The organism is Geodermatophilus sp. TF02-6, assembly GCF_003319115.1.
Taxonomy (GTDB): Bacteria; Actinomycetota; Actinomycetes; order Mycobacteriales; family Geodermatophilaceae; genus Geodermatophilus.
Genome location: NZ_QOHF01000001.1, coordinates 294,682 through 311,614 on the forward strand (window position 1 = coordinate 294,682; position 16,933 = coordinate 311,614).

14 protein-coding genes are annotated in these 16,933 nt (G+C 73.0%); 5 read left to right on the forward strand and 9 right to left on the reverse strand.

From position 1 onward, the window contains the following. The first annotated feature begins 125 nt into the window (after positions 1-125). Complete coding sequence (locus DQ238_RS01430; protein ID WP_199506057.1) at positions 126-1,637, forward strand: PucR family transcriptional regulator; 1,512 nt, start codon at positions 126-128, stop codon at positions 1,635-1,637. 42 nt (positions 1,638-1,679) lie between these two features. Here DQ238_RS01430 and DQ238_RS01435 read toward each other — a convergent pair whose 3' ends face one another. The 4 genes from DQ238_RS01435 to DQ238_RS01450 form a co-directional block, all read right to left on the reverse strand. Further along, the gene (locus tag DQ238_RS01435) at positions 1,680-1,997 is read right to left on the reverse strand and encodes an LLM class flavin-dependent oxidoreductase (RefSeq protein WP_113779503.1); all 318 of its coding nucleotides are present in this window, start codon (positions 1,995-1,997) and stop codon (positions 1,680-1,682) included. Next, positions 1,994-3,535 carry an APC family permease gene (locus DQ238_RS01440; RefSeq protein WP_199506058.1) on the reverse strand — a complete coding sequence of 514 codons (1,542 nt, stop codon included), beginning with the start codon at positions 3,533-3,535 and terminating at the stop codon, positions 1,994-1,996. Before DQ238_RS01440 ends, DQ238_RS01435 begins: the two co-directional genes overlap by 4 nt. 147 nt (positions 3,536-3,682) lie before the next feature. Then, on the reverse strand, positions 3,683-4,396 hold the full coding sequence (locus tag DQ238_RS01445; RefSeq protein WP_158550683.1) for a cache domain-containing protein: 714 nt from the start codon (positions 4,394-4,396) through the stop codon (positions 3,683-3,685). Continuing rightward, entirely contained in the window at positions 4,393-5,166 is a 774-nt protein-coding gene (locus DQ238_RS01450; protein WP_113779505.1) for a FadR/GntR family transcriptional regulator, read from the reverse strand. The genes DQ238_RS01445 and DQ238_RS01450 overlap by 4 nt, the downstream gene beginning before the upstream one ends. Before the next feature lie 128 nt (positions 5,167-5,294). Between DQ238_RS01450 and DQ238_RS01455 the strand changes: the two genes are divergently transcribed. From DQ238_RS01455 to DQ238_RS01470, 4 genes are read left to right on the forward strand one after another with little or no spacing between them, the layout of a single operon-like run. After that, entirely contained in the window at positions 5,295-6,809 is a 1,515-nt protein-coding gene (locus DQ238_RS01455; protein WP_199506059.1) for a (Fe-S)-binding protein, read from the forward strand. A gap of 2 nt (positions 6,810-6,811) precedes the next feature. After that, positions 6,812-8,365, forward strand: coding sequence for an FAD-binding oxidoreductase (locus tag DQ238_RS01460; protein ID WP_113779506.1), 1,554 nt, complete (start codon positions 6,812-6,814; stop codon positions 8,363-8,365). Further along, entirely contained in the window at positions 8,352-8,717 is a 366-nt protein-coding gene (locus DQ238_RS01465) for a hypothetical protein (protein ID WP_199506060.1), read from the forward strand. Before DQ238_RS01460 ends, DQ238_RS01465 begins: the two co-directional genes overlap by 14 nt. Positions 8,718-8,757: 40 nt before the next feature. Then, positions 8,758-10,203, forward strand: a complete 1,446-nt coding sequence (locus DQ238_RS01470; protein ID WP_113779507.1) for a gamma-aminobutyraldehyde dehydrogenase — start codon at positions 8,758-8,760, stop codon at positions 10,201-10,203. Between the two features lie 170 nt (positions 10,204-10,373). Here DQ238_RS01470 and DQ238_RS01475 read toward each other — a convergent pair whose 3' ends face one another. The 5 genes from DQ238_RS01475 to DQ238_RS01495 form a co-directional block, all read right to left on the reverse strand. After that, positions 10,374-11,810 (reverse strand): aldehyde dehydrogenase family protein, encoded by a 1,437-nt coding sequence (locus tag DQ238_RS01475; RefSeq protein ID WP_113779508.1) that lies wholly within the window; start codon positions 11,808-11,810, stop codon positions 10,374-10,376. A gap of 353 nt (positions 11,811-12,163) precedes the next feature. Next, the gene (locus DQ238_RS01480) at positions 12,164-13,894 is read right to left on the reverse strand and encodes a CocE/NonD family hydrolase (RefSeq protein ID WP_113779509.1); all 1,731 of its coding nucleotides are present in this window, start codon (positions 13,892-13,894) and stop codon (positions 12,164-12,166) included. After that, positions 13,887-14,831 (reverse strand): MBL fold metallo-hydrolase, encoded by a 945-nt coding sequence (locus DQ238_RS01485; protein ID WP_233495617.1) that lies wholly within the window; start codon positions 14,829-14,831, stop codon positions 13,887-13,889. The genes DQ238_RS01480 and DQ238_RS01485 overlap by 8 nt, the downstream gene beginning before the upstream one ends. Before the next feature lie 8 nt (positions 14,832-14,839). Next, entirely contained in the window at positions 14,840-15,760 is a 921-nt protein-coding gene (locus tag DQ238_RS01490) for an alpha/beta hydrolase (RefSeq protein WP_113779511.1), read from the reverse strand. After that, positions 15,757-16,926 carry an NAD(P)/FAD-dependent oxidoreductase gene (locus DQ238_RS01495; protein ID WP_113779512.1) on the reverse strand — a complete coding sequence of 390 codons (1,170 nt, stop codon included), beginning with the start codon at positions 16,924-16,926 and terminating at the stop codon, positions 15,757-15,759. Before DQ238_RS01495 ends, DQ238_RS01490 begins: the two co-directional genes overlap by 4 nt. Positions 16,927-16,933 lie beyond the last annotated feature (7 nt).

The following is a 16,933-nucleotide window of genomic DNA, read 5'->3' on the forward strand; positions in this document are numbered from 1 at the left end:
TGGTCCGGACGCCCCCGACGGGGGAGGGATCGGCTCCCAGGGTGGGCCGCACGGGCAGGGGCCGATACCGTCCACTCCGGCACTGTCAGTGCCTCCGGGTGTCCACATCGTCGAGAGGTCAGCCCGTGTCGGTCACCGTCTCGACCCTCCTGGGCACCGCGTCGCTGGAGCTGACGCTGCACACGCGCACCGCCCCGGTGGACCGCCCGGTCTCCTGGGTGCACGTCAGCGAGCTGACCGACCCCACCCCGTTCCTCGAGGGCGGCGAGCTGCTGCTCACCACCGGGCTGGCCCTCCTGCCCGAGGACCGGGACACCGGGGACTACGTGCGCCGGCTGGCCGAGGCCGGGGTGGTCGCGCTGGGCATGGGCACCGGCCTGAGCCACCCCCGGGTGCCGGAGGACCTGGTGGCCGCGGCCGACGCCTCCGGGCTGGCCGTCCTCGAGGTGCCCCGGCAGACGCCGTTCATCGCGATCTCCCGGGCGGTGGCGGACGCCCTGGCCGCGGAGGAGTACGCGGCGGTCGCCCGGACCTCGGCGGTCCAGCAGGAGCTGACCCGCGCCGCGGTCGCCCCCGGTGCCCCGGCCGGCGTCGTGGACCGGCTCGCCCGGCACCTCGGCGGCTGGGTGCTGCTGATGGACGCCGCCGGGACGCCGCTGGAGGCCGCACCGCGCAGCGCCCGGGGCCGCACCGGCGAGCTGGCGACGGCGGTCGACCGGCTGCGCGGGACCCGACCCCCGGCCGGCGCGGCGCTCACCCGGCCCGGCGAGTCGGTGCTCCTCCAGTCGCTGGGCACGGGCTCGCGCACCCGCGGGTTCCTCGCCGTCGGTCGACCGGGACCCTTCCCCGCCGGTGACCGGCACGTCGTCAACGCGACCGCGCTGCTGCTGACCCTGCGGCTGGAGCAGTCCCGGGCGCTCGACAGCGCGACCGCGGCGCTGCGGGCGGCGCTGCTGCGCCTGCTGCTGGCCGGCGAGGAGTCCGCGGTGACGCCCGTGGTCGGCGCACTCGGCGAGCGGCTGCCGGCCGCCCCGGTGCGGCCCCTCGCCGTCCTCGGCAGCGCCGAGCAGCGCGCCGCGGCCGTCGACGTGGCCGCCGACGCCGCGGCGCACGACCGCGAGCCGGTGTTCCCGGCCGAGCTGGACGACGCCCTCGTCGTCCTGGTGGCCGCCGAGGGCCCCCTGGCCGAGCGGCTCGCGGTCCTCCCCGAGCGGGTGCCCGGCGCCGTCCTCGGGACGGCGCCGGCGGTGCCGTGGACCCGGCTGGCCGACGGCGTGCGACAGGCCCGGCAGGCCGCCGAGCACGGCCGGGCGGCCGGACGGCCGGTGACGGCGTTCGCCGACCTGGCCGGCCGGGGGCTGTCCGCCCTGCTCGACCCCGAGGTGACCACCGCGTTCGCCGAGGCGGCGCTCGCCCCGCTCGTCGCCGCGGACCGGGCCGGCCCCGGGGACCTCGTCGAGTCGCTGCGGGTGTGGCTGGCCGCCCACGGCCAGTGGGAGCCGGCCGCCGGCCGCCTCGGCGTCCACCGGCACACCCTGCGCAAGCGCATCCGCCGGGTCGAGGAGCTGCTCGGCCGCGACCTCGACTCCCCCGGCGTCCGGGCCGAGCTCTGGCTCGCGCTGCACCCGCCGGGCTAGCGGAGTGCGGAAGTGCAGGTCTTCTGCACTCCCAGACTCCGTTCAGGCGGAGGCGGGCATGACCTCGTCGCGCAGCAGCCGCAGCTGCTCCTCCACCGTCGCGACACCGGTCAGCTCGTCGAGGGTGGCGGCCGCCTGCGCGATGAGGGTCGGCTCGCGCAGCGTCACCGACGACACGCTCGGTCCCATCCGGATCCGGGAGGTCCGTGCGGCCGCGGCGGCGAAGAGCAGCCACAGGTCCTCGTGCCAGGTCTCGGCGGCGGCGTACACCGCGTGGAAGCCGAGCTCGTCGGCCAGCTCGATCGCCCGCAGCGAATCCTCGAGGGGGTGGTCGGGGAGCATCGCGCAGCTGAACCTCACCGGATCTCCTCGCTCACCTGGGTGCGGGCGTCCCGGCGGATCTGCTGGAGCTGCCGGGCGACCTCGCGGGCGTCGCCCTCGGGGATGTGCGCCGAGTGCCGGTCCGGCCGGGCGAGGAAGAGGTAGAGCAGCCCGGTCCCGGCGACGATGGCCAGGCCGATGGCCACGATCCAGCGGTCGAGGAAGGTCTCGGTGCCGGGAGCGGGCTTGATCAGCAGGACGATGGCGAAGAGGCCGTAGGCCAGCGCCAGGACGTTGACGAGCAGCCCCGCCCCGCCGAGGTTCCACAGGCCCGCCGGCCGCCAGCCCCTCACCCGCTGCCGGAGGGCGGCCAGCACGACGGCCTGGAAGGCGATGTAGATGCCCAGCACCGCGAAGGCGGTGACGCGGGCCAGGGTGTCGGGCCGCCAGAAGACGAACAGGGAGATCAGCACCGGCACGACGCACACGACCAGCAGCGCGTTGGTGGGGACGGCGTGCCGGCTCGAGACGTGGGACAGCCAGCCGCTGGCCGGGAGCATGCGGTCGCGGGCGAACGCGTAGAGCAGCCGGCTGCCGGCCGCCTGCAGCGACAGCACGCAGGAGATGAAGGCGACGACGGTGACGACGAGGAACACCTTGGAACCGGCGGTCCCCAGCGCGCTCACCAGGATCGTCGGGATGGGGTCGACGTCCTCCCCGGCGACGATGGCCGAGAGCTGCGCGTCGGGCGCGGCCAGGACGTAGCCGGCGTAGGACACGAGGCCGGAGACGCCGCCGACGAGGATGGTCAGGATCATCGCCCGCGGGATCCTCCGGGTCGGGTCGGAGACCTCCTCGGCGACGTCGCCGCAGGCCTCGAAGCCGTAGAAGAGGAACAGGCCCGACAGGGACGCGGCGAGGAACGTGCCGAGGTAGCCGTCACCGCCGCCGGCGCCGAGGGTGTCGAAGAAGACCGACAGGGGCTGCTCTCGCCGGAACAGCAGGAGGAACAGCCCCAGGGCGATGACGCCGATGAGCTCGGCGGCCAGGCCGACCTTGGCGATGCGGGCCAGCATGCGGGTGCCGCTGTAGTTGACCGTGAAGGCCACGACCAGCAGCCCGACGGCGGTCAGCAGGGTGACACCGGGTGTGGCCTCGACACCGAACAGCGCCGCGACGAACCCGCCGCCGAACTCGGCGACCGCGGTGACCGTCACGATGATCGCCCAGATGTAGACCCAGGAGACGATCCAGGCGTAGCGCCGGTTCCACAGCCGTCGGGTCCACGGGTAGATGCCGCCGGCCAGCGGGTACTGGGAGACCACCTCGCCGAAGACCAGCGACACCAGCAGCTGTCCGGCACCGACGATGACGATCCACCAGATCGCCGGCGGGCCGCCGATCGACAGGCTGTAGGCGAACAGCGAGTACACGCCCACCAGGGGCGAGAGGTACGTGAACCCGAGGGCCATGTTCGCCCACAGGCCCATGCTGCGGTGGAACTCGCCGCTGTAGCCCAGCGCGGCGAGCTGGGCGTCGTCGGCGGTCCGACCGGCGTGTTCTCCGGGTGGTGTCACCGGGTCTCCTCGGCTCGGTGGCGCGGCCTCACCGACGGGCGTCGGTGTGCTCCGGGCCACAAGGACCGGCAGAACCTATAGAGCCACAGTTCAAAGGACAAGACACGATCGGATGTTTGCGGTCCGCGTGTCCCGTCCCCGGGACGCTCAGGCGCTCAGGAGGCTCCGGTCGTCCACCGGGACCAGCCGCCACGGGACGCCGGGCACGTCGGTCGCCGGGCCGGCGGCGAGCACATCCGGCGGCAGCAGCCCGCCGACCAGCCACCGCGGTGACGTGGAGAGGACGACGCGGTCCTCCTCGTTGACCAGGACGACCGGCGCCGGCAGCGGGCCGAGCTCCCGCAGCAGGTGGGTCTCGAACCGCCGTACCGGGACGTCGGCACCCGCCACGCCGACGAACTCGCCGTCCACGACGACCGGTTCGGTCAGCGTCAGCAGGTACCGGCCGGTCCCGTGGACGTCGACGTACGGGCCCATCACGTGCCGCCGTCCGGTTCGCCGCGGGACGTCGAACCACTCGGTGGCCGTGTAGTCGTAATACCCGAGGCTGGTCGGCTTCAGGTCCGGCTCGAGCGTGCGCAACCGGCCCCCGTCGGGGTCGACCTGCCACCACTCGAGCCGCAGCGGCAGCCCTCGCTCCGGCCGGGGGGCGACGACCAGCCCGAGCCCGACGGCGAGCTGGCCGGGCCGGAGCAGGAGCTCGCGGACGTCGTCGCCGAGCACCGGCCGGCCCGCCCGCGTCCCGTTCCAGGCGGCCGGCCGCAGGGCCGCGGCGTGCACCTCCGCGACCGTGGCGAAGACCTGTTCGGCCACCTCCGTGACCGCCGCCGTTCCGCGGGCGACCTCGCGCTCGAGGGTCACGACACCTCCCGTCGGGGGACGAGGCCGCCCTGCCCGGCGCGCAGCCGCAGCTCGATCGACCAGAGGGTGCGGGTCTCGATGTGCCCCTCGGTGAGGGCCCGCGCGGTGCCGGCGTCCCGGGCCTCGATGGCGTCCACCACCGCCCGGTGGCTGGCGACGATGACGCCGAGCAGCTCAGGGGCGTGCGCCGGCGGCCACGGCAGCTGGCCGAGCTCGAGGTGCAGGTCCATCTCCTGCATGGTCAGCCGCACCGACTGCGCGCACGCCGCCAGCTCGATGTAGTACCGGCCCTCGGTGCGGCGCTGACCGGTCACCGAGTCCGCGTGCGCGAGCCGGTCGACGATCTCCCGCAGCCGCGCGGTCTCGGTGCGGGACGCCCGCGTCGCCGCGAGGCGGGCGGCCGCCGCCGCGACCGCACCGTGGACGTCGCCGAGCTCGCGCAGGTCGGTGGTGCCCAGCTCGGCCAGCCGGGCGTCGGCCAGCTCTCCGAGGACGTCGTCGCGCGCCCGCACGAAGCTGCCACCCCCGCGGCCGCGGCGGGTCTCCACCAGGCCGAGCTTGCGCAGCTCGGCCAGCGCCTCGCGGAGGGTCATCGTGGAGACGTTGAGCATCGTCGCCAGGTCGGTCTCCGTCGGCAGCTGCTCGCCGTTCCCCAGCAGGCCGAGGGCGATGGCGCTGCCCACCCGGCGCACGACCGCCTCGCTGCGCAGCGCGCCGTCGTCCAGGGGCGCGAAGACGGCGCGCCGGGCGTCACCGCTGAGCAGTTGCACGCTCGCCTCCTGTGACCGGGGTGTCCCACAGTGTCGCACTCGGAACCTCGGCCTTAACCGTTGATTCTATAGGTTTTGGCGGTTAGCGTGACGCACGCCCCACCCGCCCCTGTGACGAGGAGCACGCAGTGACACAGGTCCAGCCCGACCGGGCGTCCGAGGAAGACCCTGGGATCAACGCCCTCTCCGAGCCGTTCACGCCGGGGGCCCCCTCCAACCCGCCGGAGCTGGCGGACTACCCGGAGACGCTCGCCGGCCCGATCCCCCCGCCGCGCCAGGACCCGAAGACGGCCGCCTTCGTCGAGCAGTGGCGCAACACCTCGTACAACTGCTTCTCGTCGGGTCACAAGTTCTGCCGGGAGGTCTGCCCGGTCACCCAGGTCGAGCGCAACGAGTCGTGGACCCCCACGGCCTTCCACGCCAACGTCGTCGCCATGGAGCGCGGCGAGCTCGACATCGCCGACATCGCCGCCGACTACGTGAACTGCACGCAGTGCGGCGCCTGCGAGCTGCGCTGCCCGAACACCCTGTTCACCGGCGACTTCTACCGGTTCCGCACCCGCACCGTCGACGTCGTCAAGGCGGTGCGCTCGCTGGCCGTGGAGAGCGGTGTCCACCAGCCGAACTGGCAGGTCTGGAACGAGCGCACCGACCTGCGCACCCACGAGCCCGTCCTCGGCGAGACCCCGGTCAGCCAGGAGAGGGTGCGCGACTGGGCCGAGGGCCTCTCCATCCCGATCGGCGGCGAGACGGTCCTGTTCGTCGACTGCGAGGCCGCGTTCTACCGGACGTCGGTGCCCCAGGCGGTGGCCCAGATGCTCCAGCTGGCCGGCTACGAGTTCGGCCTGATGGGCGAGCAGTGGTGCTGCGGCGGCCCGGCCGCCGAGATGGGCTACGCCGAGCAGGCGCAGCGCTTCGCCCGGCACAACCTGGACGACTGGCGGGCCACGGGCACCAAGCGCCTGCTGGTGCTCGACCCGCACGACTACATCAGCTTCACCGAGGACTACCCGAAGTACTTCGGCGAGGAGTTCGACATCGAGGTCGTGCTCGTGCTCGACCTGCTGGCGCAGCTGCTGCGCGAGGGCCGGCTGACCCCGACGGTGCCGGTGGACCGCGCGATCACCTATCACGACCCGTGCCGGCTCAACAAGCGCAAGGGCATCTGGGCCGAGCCGCGCGAGCTGCTGCGGGCCATCCCGGGCCTGCGGTTCGAGGACGTCGACCGGGTCACCCAGTGGTCCTACTGCTCCGGCGGCGGGGGCGGGCTGCCGGTCGAGAAGCCCGAGCTCACCGCGAAGATCAGCGCCGCGCGGCTGGAGCGGGCCGCCGAGCTCGACGTCGACACGCTGGTCAGCGCCTGCCCGTGGTCGGAGCGGCCGCTGTCGGAGGCCGGCGACGCCGAGGACATCGACGTGGTCGACCTGCACGAGCTGTTCGCCCAGTCGCTGGGCATCGCCGTCGGCGGGTCGCGCGGCGACGTCGGCGACCGGCGGCTGGCCCAGGAGCGCACCGGCGTGCCCGGCCGGGACCGGCGGACCCGGGGCAGCGGCCTCGGGGGCTGCGGGGGCGGTGGCTGCGGCGGCGGGTGCGGCAACGACCCCGGCGAGGGGTCCGGCGGCTGCGGGTGCGGAGGGCACTGACCATGACGATCACCGAACCGGCTCCCTTCACCCGGGAGCCGCTGGACGACGCGGCCCTGACCACCCTGGTGACGGCGCTGCGGCCGGTGCTGGCCGACGACCAGATCCTGCAGGCCAAGACCGACCGCTACAACCGCGCCCGGGTGCCGGCCCCCTTCCCGGTGCACCGCTGGTCCGAGCGGGTGCCCGACGTCGTGGTGCTGCCGACCACGACCGAGCAGGTCGCGGCCGTCGTGAAGATCGCCAACGACCTGCGCATCCCGGTCGTGCCCCGCGACGGCGGAACCGGGCTGACCGACGGTGCGGTCCCGCACCGCCGCGGCATCGTCGTCGACGTCAAGCGGATGAACCAGATCCACGAGCTGGACCTGGTCAACCGCACCGTCACGGTGGGCACCGGGATCAGCATGATGAAGCTCAACGAGCGGCTGGCCCGGCACGGGCTGTTCTACCCGGACGACCCGGCGTCCTACCCGTGCTCGCTGGTCGGCGGGCGGATCGGCACCAGCGGCTGGTCGCTGATCGGCTCCCGCTACGGGCACACCCGCGACCTGGTGCTCAGCTTCGACCACGTGCTGCCGACCGGCGAGGTCCTGCACGTCGGCGACGGCATCGGCCGCAAGATCAGCAAGAGCTCCAGCGGCTACCAGCTCAAGCACCTGTTCATGGGCCACCAGGGCACGCTCGGCATCGCGACCAAGGCGACGCTCAAGCTCTTCCCCAAGCCCGAGGCCGAGCTGTCCCCGTTCTGGGCGTTCGACGACTACGCGGACGCGCACGCCTGCACCGGGGCGCTGGCCCGCGCCGGGGTGGCCACCTTCGCCGGCGCCGTCCTCTTCGACGAGCACAAGGTCGCCTACCTGCGCCGGGACGACGAGGCCTACATCCCGCAGCCCTCCGACGTCCGCGCCCTGGTCTGCGCCGTCGCGTACGGCTACGAGGACGAGGTGCGGGCGGGTGGTCGGCGGCTGTTCCGGATCGCCAAGGAGCACGGCGCCCGCTACCTGGGCGACGAGATCTCCGAGGGTGACTGGGCCGCCCGGCACGACCGCTACGCCACCCCGCTGCACGGCCGGACCAAGGACGGCCAGGTCATCCCCATGTCCTGGCACTGCGAGGACGCGGCGGTCAACTTCTCCGCCGTCCCCGCGGTGAGCCGGGCCTGGCACGAGATCCTCGCCGACCTGCGCCGGAAGACCGACGTCTTCGACGACTGGGGCATGTTCGCCTACACCTCGGCGAACACCGGCGTCGACTACCTCACCGAGATCGACGTCGGCATCTGGGAGCAGCGCCTGGACGACGCCGCGTGGGCGGCGTGGGTGCAGGCCAAGCGGGACATCGCCGCGGTGGCCCTCGCCCACGGCGGGTCGATGAGCGCCTGCCACGGCTCGTGCCGCGAGGGCGAGGTCGACCTCGTGCCGCAGGAACTGGGCCGCGGGTTCGACGTGATGCTCGACGTCAAGCGGGCGTTGGACCCGAACAACGTCATGAACCCCGGCAAGTACCTGCTCGACCGGGCCTACGGGAGGGACACCACCGATGAGAACCGATGAGCAACCCGCGGGGCCGTCGGCCGCCGCCCCGTACCGGTTCGCCGAGCAGCACACCCCGCCGTCACCGGTGCGGGTCAGCGAGGTGGCGCAGTCGACCTTCGAGCACGTCTACGAGGTCGACCCCCGGCTGATGCAGGAGCACGTGCTCCAGCAGGTGTTCCCCAACTGGGACACCCTGCGGATCATGCGCAGCCGGCACGACCACCTCGCCTGGATGCACCGGCACTTCGCGGAGAAGGTGGTCACCGGGTCCGAGCTCCTGGCGGAGGTGACGGCGGGGGCCGCGGGAGTGGGGAATCCGCAGGAATCCGGCCCAGAGGCTGGTTCGATCAGCGGCTCGGTAGCACGATGACGACCGGATCAGCACCAGAGTCGAACGAGAGGGACCTCCCGTGAGCGAGAAGCTCGAGCTGCGCAACTTCGTCGGCGGGGAGCACGTCGACGCCACCGACGGCCGCCGGATGGACCTGGTCGACCCGGCCACCGGCGAGGTGTTCGCCTCGGCGCCGGTGTCCGGGGCCGAGGACGTCGACCGGGCCTACAGCGCCGCGGCGGACGCCTTCGAGGGCTGGCGGGACGCGACCCCGTCGGAGCGCTCCCTGGCCCTGTTCCGCATCGCCGACGCGATCGAGGCGCACGCCGAGGAGCTGGTGGCGCTGGAGAGCCGCAACACCGGCAAGCCGATCGGGCTGACCGCGAGCGAGGAGATCCCGCCGATGGTCGACCAGATCCGCTTCTTCGCCGGTGCGGCGCGCAACCTCGAGGGCAAGGCCGCGGCCGAGTACATGGCCGGCCACACGTCCTGGATCCGCCGGGAGCCGGTCGGGGTCGTCGGGCAGGTGACGCCGTGGAACTACCCGATGATGATGGCGGTCTGGAAGTTCGCCCCGGCGGTCGCGGCGGGCAACGCCGTCGTCCTCAAGCCCAGCGACACCACACCGGCGACCACGCTGCGGATGGCCGAGCTGGCCGCCGAGTTCCTCCCGCCGGGCGTGCTCAACGTCGTCTGCGGTGACCGCGAGACCGGCCGGGCGCTGGTGGAGCACCGCATCCCGCAGATGGTCTCCATCACCGGGTCGGTGCGCGCCGGGATGCAGGTCGCCGAGGCCGCCGCCCGCGACGTCAAGCGCGTGCACCTGGAGCTCGGCGGCAAGGCGCCGGTCGTCGTCTTCGACGACGCCGACCTCGAGGCCGCCGCCGAGGCGATCGCGGTGGCCGGCTACTTCAACGCCGGCCAGGACTGCACCGCGGCCACCCGGGTGCTGGCCGGGCCGGGCATCCACGACGACTTCGTCGCCGCCCTCACCGAGCAGGCGAGGAACACCGCCACCACGTACGAGAAGGGGGCCGGTGACGAGGACGCCCTCGTGCCGCCGGTCAACAACGCCAACCAGCTGGCCCACGTCACCGGCTTCCTCGACCGCGCCCCCGACCACGCCGACGTCACCGCCGGCGGACACCGGCTGGGCGACCGGGGCTTCTTCGTCGAGCCGACGGTCGTCGCCGGGCTCCGGCAGGACGACGAGATGGTGCAGAAGGAGATCTTCGGCCCCGTCATCACCGTGCAGCGGTTCAGCGACGAGCAGCAGGCCCTGGCCTGGGCCAACGGAGTCCAGTACGGCCTGGCCTCCAGCGTCTGGACCAAGGACTTCGGCCGGGCCATGCGGATGAGCAGGAAGATGGACTTCGGCTGCGTGTGGATCAACACCCACATCCCGCTGGTCGCCGAGATGCCGCACGGCGGGTTCAAGCACTCCGGCTACGGCAAGGACCTGTCGCTGTACGGGTTCGAGGACTACACCCGCGTCAAGCACGTGATGGCGAACATCGAGAGCTGAGCCGCGCCGCGGCGCACGCGCGGCCCGGTGGGGCTCCACCGGGCCGGGCGTGGGTCCGGGCCGTCCCGGGACCGGCCTCCCGAGTCGATCACGGGGTTGTTGCCGGCGACACGCGTCGGCACGCCGAGGGGATCCGCAACAACCCCGTGATCGCCGGGGGGGGGTGTGCGTCAGACGTCGACGCCGGTGAGGACCAGGACCCGTTCCTCGGTCAGGTCCTCCATGGCCGCGCAGACGCCCTCGCGACCGGTGCCGGAGTCCTTGACCCCGCCGTAGGGCATCTGGTCGGCCCGGAAGCTGGGCACGTCTCCGATGACGACGCCGCCGACCTCGAGCTCGCGTGCGGCACGGAAGGCCAGCTGCAGGTCCCGCGTGAACACCCCGGCCTGCAACCCGAAGCGGCTGTCGTTGACCCGCGTGAAGGCCTCGTCGACGGAGTCCACGGGATCGAGGACGACGACGGGGCCGAAGACCTCCTCGCAGGACACCTTCGCCTCGGCCGGGACGTCGGTGAGCACCGTGGGCGCGTAGGCGGCGCCGTCCCGCGTGCCGCCGGTGAGGACGCGCCCGCCCGCGACGACGGCCTCCTCCACCCAGCTCTCCACCCGGCAGGCGGCCTGTTCGTCGATCAGCGGGCCGACGTCAGTGGCGTCGTCCGTCGGGTCGCCCGTGACCAGCTTCTGCACGGCCTCGACCACCCGTTCGGTCAGCGCCTCCGCGACGTCCCGGTGGATGAAGACCCGCTGCACCGAGATGCAGGACTGTCCCGCCTGGTACATGGCGAAGGTGGCGATCCGGGAGGCCGCCCACGCCAGGGACCCCTCGTCGCCCTGGTCGGGGCCGACGACGACCGCGGCGTTGCCGCCCAGCTCCAGGGTGACGTGCTTGCGTGGCGCGGACTCGCGGATGGACCAGCCCACGGGCACCGACCCGGTGAACGACACGACCGGCAGCCGCGGATCGCGGACGAGCTGCGCCGCCACGTCGTTGGACAGCGGCAGGACCGACCAGCAGCCGGCGGGCAGGTCGGTCTCGGCCAGGATCTCGCCGAGCAGCAGGGCGGTCATCGGGGTCGCAGGGGCGGGCTTGAGCACGATCGGAGCGCCGACCGCGATCGCCGGCGCCACCTTGTGGGCCACCAGGTTGAGCGGGAAGTTGAACGGTGCGATGCCGAGCACCGGTCCCCGCGGCGCGCGCCGGACCAGTGCCATCCGCCCGGTCGCGGCCGGGTCGGTGTCCAGCCGCTGGAGGGTGCCCGACCACCGCCGGGCCTCCTCCGCACCCCAGCGGAACGTCGAGACGGCGCGGGCCACCTCCAGGCGGGCCCACTTCAGCGGCTTGCCCGACTCGGCGGTGATGAGCGCGGCCACCTCCTCGGCCCGCTCGGCCAGCCGCCGGGACACGTGGTCGAGGGCGGCCGCGCGTACGTGGGCTGGGGTCGCGGCGCAGGCGGCGCGGGCACCGGCGGCGCCGGCGACCGCGGCCTCGACGTCCTCGAGGGTGGCGGTCGTCGTCCGGCCGGCCAGGGCGCCGTCGTACGGCGAGCGGACCTCGAGCACGTCGGTGCCGGTCCGGGGCCGGCCGGCGACCCAGTACGGGGTGGTCATGTGTCCTCCTCGGGACGTGCGCAGGGCTTCGCGCCGAATCTGCGGGACGCCCCCCACCCCGGACCAGAGCCGCTCTGTCCACCCGGACCCCCCACGGACGCCGGCCTGGCACGGTCAGGGCACGGTGACCACGGTCGTGCCCCAGCTGATCGCCTCCGCCGGAGCAGCCGCCGCGGCCAGCCGCCGGTCCCCCACCGCCGCACCCGGGCGCCGGAGGCCTCCAGTGGTCCGCCGGGAAGTCTCCCGACGTGACGGACACCTGCGGCCGGAACGTCCGGAGGCATCCTGTACGTCATGGCCGGTGGAGCCCCGATCGCGGCAGTCGGATCCGGGCCGCCCGGGCGAGGTCGCCGCTACTCCACCGCTGCCTTCCGCGTCGTGAACGGCAGCACGAGCCGGGAGCGGTGGCGGGCGTCGCGGTAGATCTTGTGGGTGACGGGCCGGCCCACCGGCAGGTGGAAGGCGTCCGGCGGCAGCAGCGCGTTGTGGGCGTCGGCCAGCGGCTCGTCGTTGGACAGCTCCGCCACCAGACGGTGACCCGGCCGGAACGTGGCCGCGAACGGGTAGAGGCGCAGCACGTACTCCTCGATCTCCCCCGGCTCCACCGGCACGGCGCGGGTGTGCGGGTGGTACGGGTTGCCCTCGGTCGTCCGCTCGTCCAGCTCGCGGTGCGACGCCTTCAGGAAGCCGGTGGTGACCAGCTGGCGGCTCCCGTCCGGGGCGGCGTCCCACAGCCGCAGGATGAAGTTGGTGTCCGGCTGGTCGATCTCGGCGAACAGGTGCGCGGCACCGGTGCCGATCAGCTCGGTGTCCTCCTCGAACGGCGCGGTGCTCCAGCTGAGGATCTCCACCCGGTCGGTCACCGTCAGCGGCGCCTGGTAGAAGCCGTCCGGCGCGGCGTGCTCGGGGCCCATCGGCTCGGGTTCCGGGGAGAGCTTGGCGCGCGGGCGCAGGTAGAGCGACCGGTGCTCGACGTCCTTCGGCGGCCACTGCTCGGCGGTGACCACCTCGCGCGAGCCCTCCACGAAGACGCTCACGGCGGGTTCGTCCATGATCCCGTTGTCGACGCCCTTGAGCCAGTACTCGTACCAGCGGAACATCTCGTCGTGCTCCTCGACCCAGGGGCGCGACTGCATCGGCGGGTAGGAGCCGATGACCAGCTTCTTGGGGCCTGTGAGCACGTCGAACAGCTCGATGTGGCCGTCCACGGTCCATCCGCGGCCCTGGTCGATCTGGAGATAGACCGGGATCTCGATGTTCTCGGCCAGGTTGACCGGATTGCGCTCCTCGTACCAGTCGCCGTCGAGCTCGTTCAGGACGATGTCGAACCAGGCCTCGTGGTGCTTCGGGTAGTGGAGCACGTGGACGAGGTTCGGCCAGGCGGCGACGTCCGGGTCCTGCAGGCGCTCGGCGACGCGCTTCTCGACCTCCTCCGGTGAGTACGTCTCGAGCATGCGCGACGTGATCCGGTCGGTATAGGCCCACCCGCTGTCGCCACCGCGTCCCTCGCGGGCGGCGCGCGGCATGAACCACATAACGCCGCCGTGGTAGGTGGTCTCGTAGAAGTCGAAGTGGCCGCCGCTGACGAAGATCGCCTTCAGGTGCGGCGGGCGCTCGGCCGCGGCCAGCACCTGCATGGACCCGTAGTACGAGATGCCGATCATGCCGACGTTGCCGTCGCACCACGGCTGCTCGGCGACCCACTCGATGACGTCGTAGGCGTCCTGGCCGAGGGGCACGCCGCCGGCGTTGTAGTTGCCGATGTGCTCGCCCTCCGACGCCCCGGAGCCGCGCAGGTCGCCGATGACGTGGACGTAGCCCTCGGCGACCACGCGGGCGATGTCGCCGGCCTCGATGCAGCCGTCCCACATCGGGCTGGGACGTCGCTGGGGCGGGATGGTGAGGGCGAGCGCCTGCAGCTCCTTGCCGTACGGGCTGAGCGCGACGAGGGCCGGGCGCGGGGTGTCCTCGACGCCGGAGTAGGCGTCGGCGGCCAGGGTGACGCCGTCGCGCATGGGGATCCGTAGGTCCTTCTGGACGCCGATCGTCTGCCCACCGGCGTCCAGCCGTCGGGTGTCAGCCATGGCCGCGCAACTCCTCGGTCTCGAACTGCACGCGGTAGCCGTGCAGCGTGGTGAAGAAGGGGGACGGTTCGAGCCTGGGGTCCTTGTCGTAGCCGAGTTCCTCGGCGACGCGGGCGAACGGGGAGTGGGCCGAGCCGGTCTCCTGCAGCCCGTCCCGCAGGTACCGGGAGGCGGCGTCGGCGACGCGGGCCTCGACGTCCAGGCTCTCCTGGAGCGCCCGCTGCGCCTGCTCGCGGTCGAGCTCGACGCCGTAGGGCACCCCGCCGGCCGTGCGGTACGGGTGCCCGAGGTACAGGTGCTGCGGACGGACGGCGTCGCGCAGGTGCTCGAGGCTGGCGCGGTACGAGCGCGGGTCCTCGTACCCCGGGAACCCGTTGGCGGCCCCGTGCACCTGTACGGCGTCGCCGACGAACACGTCGTCCTGGCCGTCGACGACGTATGCGACAGACCCGGCCGTGTGGCCCGGGAGAGCGTGCACCGAGACGGTGACGTCCCCGCCCAGGGACAGCGTCTCGCCGCCGCGGACGAGCACGGACGGCTCCATCTCCCCGGAGATGGCGTCGGCCGCCATCGCCGTCTGCCTCTCCACGCCCTCGGGGTCGGACAGGTACTGCGAGCGCACGTCCACGTACTGCTGGACGTGGGTGCGGCGCGAGCGCAGCAGGTGCGCGTCGGCTTCGGAGATCACGACCTCCGCGCGCCGGCCGGTGAGCTCCCACAGGGCGTGCGCGCCGCCGACGTGGTCGACGTGGCCGTGGGTCAGCAGGATCCAGCGGACGTCGGCGATGCTGCGCCCCAGGGCCTCGAGCGCGGGAGCCATGCCGTCGGCGGGAGACGAGGCGATCCCGGTGTCGACGATGGCCGGCTCGGGCGCGTCGAGGAAGAAGCTGTAGAGCCCGAACCGGCCCCAGGGCGAGACCAGGGGGTGGATCGTCACCATCGCTCTCACCGCCCCAGGAACTCGGCCGTCTCCCGGAACACCCGGGCGTACTCCGGGATCCAGGAGAAGTTCACGACGAACCCGTGGTTGGCGCCGGCGTACCGGGTGACCCTCGCGTCCACCCCGGCGTCCGCCAGCCGCTGTCCGTAGCGCTCGCCCTCGTCACGCAGCGGGTCGTGCTCGGCCGTGACGATCAGAGCCGGTGGCAACCCGGTGAGGTCCGCGCGCTTGATCGGCGAGACCAGGGGGTCGTCCGGGTCCGCGCCGCTGTCGACGTAGAAGGCGTTGAACGGCTTCAGGCCGGCCGTCTCCAGGCCGTACCCCTCGGCGTTCTCCCGCAGCGAGGGGTAGCGGTCGACGTCGAAGTCCAGGTCCAGGGACGGGTAGAACAGCACCTGGTGGGTGATGCGGTCGAACCCGTCGTCGGAGGCCATCGCGGCGACGGCGGCGACGAAGCCGCCGCCGGAGCTGTCGCCGGCGATCGCGAGGGTCCGGCCGTCCCAGTGCAGGCGCTCGCCGTTCTCGACGGCCCCGCGGACGACCGCGTAGCAGTCCTGCAGACCGGCCGGGAACGCGGCCTCGGGCGCCCGGCGGTAGCCGACGGAGACGACCTTGCACCCGGTCTCCTTGGCCAGGGACCGCGCGACGGAGTCGTGCGTCTCCAGGCTGCCGAGGAAGAAGGCGCCGCCGTGGAAGTACACCAGCAGTCCGTAGGAGTCGGCCTCGACCGGCGTGTAGATCCGCACCGGCACGTCGCCCGTCGGCGTGTGCGCGGTCGCGTCCTCCACCGAGTGCAGCGGCAGCCGCTCCTCGACCGGCGGGACCTGCGCCTCCTCTGCGGCGCGCAGAGCTCCCGGGTCGAGCGGCCCCGGGGGGAGCTCGGGCAGGTTGCCGAGGACCTCGGCGATCTCGGGGTGCAGGGTCACGGGGCCACCGCATCCGCACCCGTCGAGGCGGGCTGCTCGGTGGCGGGCTTCTGTCCGGCGGGCTTCTGTCCGGCGGGCTTCTGTCCGGGGAAGACGTCGTCGAGCTCGTCCTCGCTCCACCCCTGGCGCGAGATGCGCTGCAGCTCGTCGGTGACGGGCTTGCGGGCCGCCTGGTACGAGGCCAGCGCCTCCGGGACGGAGTCCGCCTCCAGCAGGGCGTCGACGAGGGCGCCGGCGTCCATGATCGCCGAGTTCGCGCCCTGGCCCTGGTGGTGCAGCATCGCGTGGGCTGCGTCGCCCATGAGGACGACGGAGTCCGAGTGCCACGAGTCGACCGGGTCGATGTCGTAGACGGCCTTGATGTTGACGGCGTCCATGTCGAGGCCGCGCGCGATGGCCACGATCCGCTCGTCGAAGCCCTCCACCGTCGCCACGAGGTCGTCCTTCGTGACCGTCGGCGTCCAGCTGCCGTCCGGGTTCAGGGCGGTGATGTCGAACGACAACTGGTTGCGATGGCGCAGCGGCAGCAGGTAGACCTTCGTGCCTCTGCCGACGTACATCCGGAGGTTGTCGTCGACGACCGTCCCGTGGGCGTCGTCGGTGGGGATCACCGTGCGGTAGGCGTGCTCACCGGAGAACACCGGTCCCTGGTCGCCGAACAGCTGTCGGCGCACCGCCGACTTGATGCCGTCGGCACCGATGACCAGGTCGGCCTCGACGGTCGTGCCGTTGGCGCAGGTGATGACGGCGCGGTCGCCCCGGTCCTCGACGGTCCCCAGCCTGTGGCCGAGGCGCACCATGCCCTCGGGGAGCACGCCCAGGAGGGCGTCGATGAAGTCGCCGCGGTGGATCATGTGGGTGTGGGTCTTGACCTCGTAGTCCTCCATGCCCGGCCACGAGTCCTTCATGATCGGCTCACCTGTCGCCGTGAGGATCTCGAAGTAGTCGCTCGGCGAGCTCACCGCAGCGATCGCGTCGAAGACGCCCCACTGGCGGAACCGGTCCATGGTGGAGGGGCGCAGACCGATGCCGGCGCCCACCTCGCGCATCTGGGTCGCCTGCTCGTAGACGGCGACGTCGGCGCCGTGCACGCTCAGGCCCTTGGCCACCGCGGCGCCGCCGTACCCGGCACCGACGACGGCGATCTTCAGGTTCGTGATGTCCATGGTCGTT

Coding starts and splice junctions, on each gene's coding strand:
- DQ238_RS01465 (WP_199506060.1), top strand. CDS start 8,352: ATGAGAACCGATGAGCAACCCGCGGGGCCGTCGGCCGCCGCCCCGTAC.
- DQ238_RS01495 (WP_113779512.1), bottom strand. CDS start 16,926: ATGGACATCACGAACCTGAAGATCGCCGTCGTCGGTGCCGGGTACGGC.
- DQ238_RS01475 (WP_113779508.1), bottom strand. CDS start 11,810: ATGACCACCCCGTACTGGGTCGCCGGCCGGCCCCGGACCGGCACCGAC.
- DQ238_RS01480 (WP_113779509.1), bottom strand. CDS start 13,894: ATGGCTGACACCCGACGGCTGGACGCCGGTGGGCAGACGATCGGCGTC.
- DQ238_RS01460 (WP_113779506.1), top strand. CDS start 6,812: ATGACGATCACCGAACCGGCTCCCTTCACCCGGGAGCCGCTGGACGAC.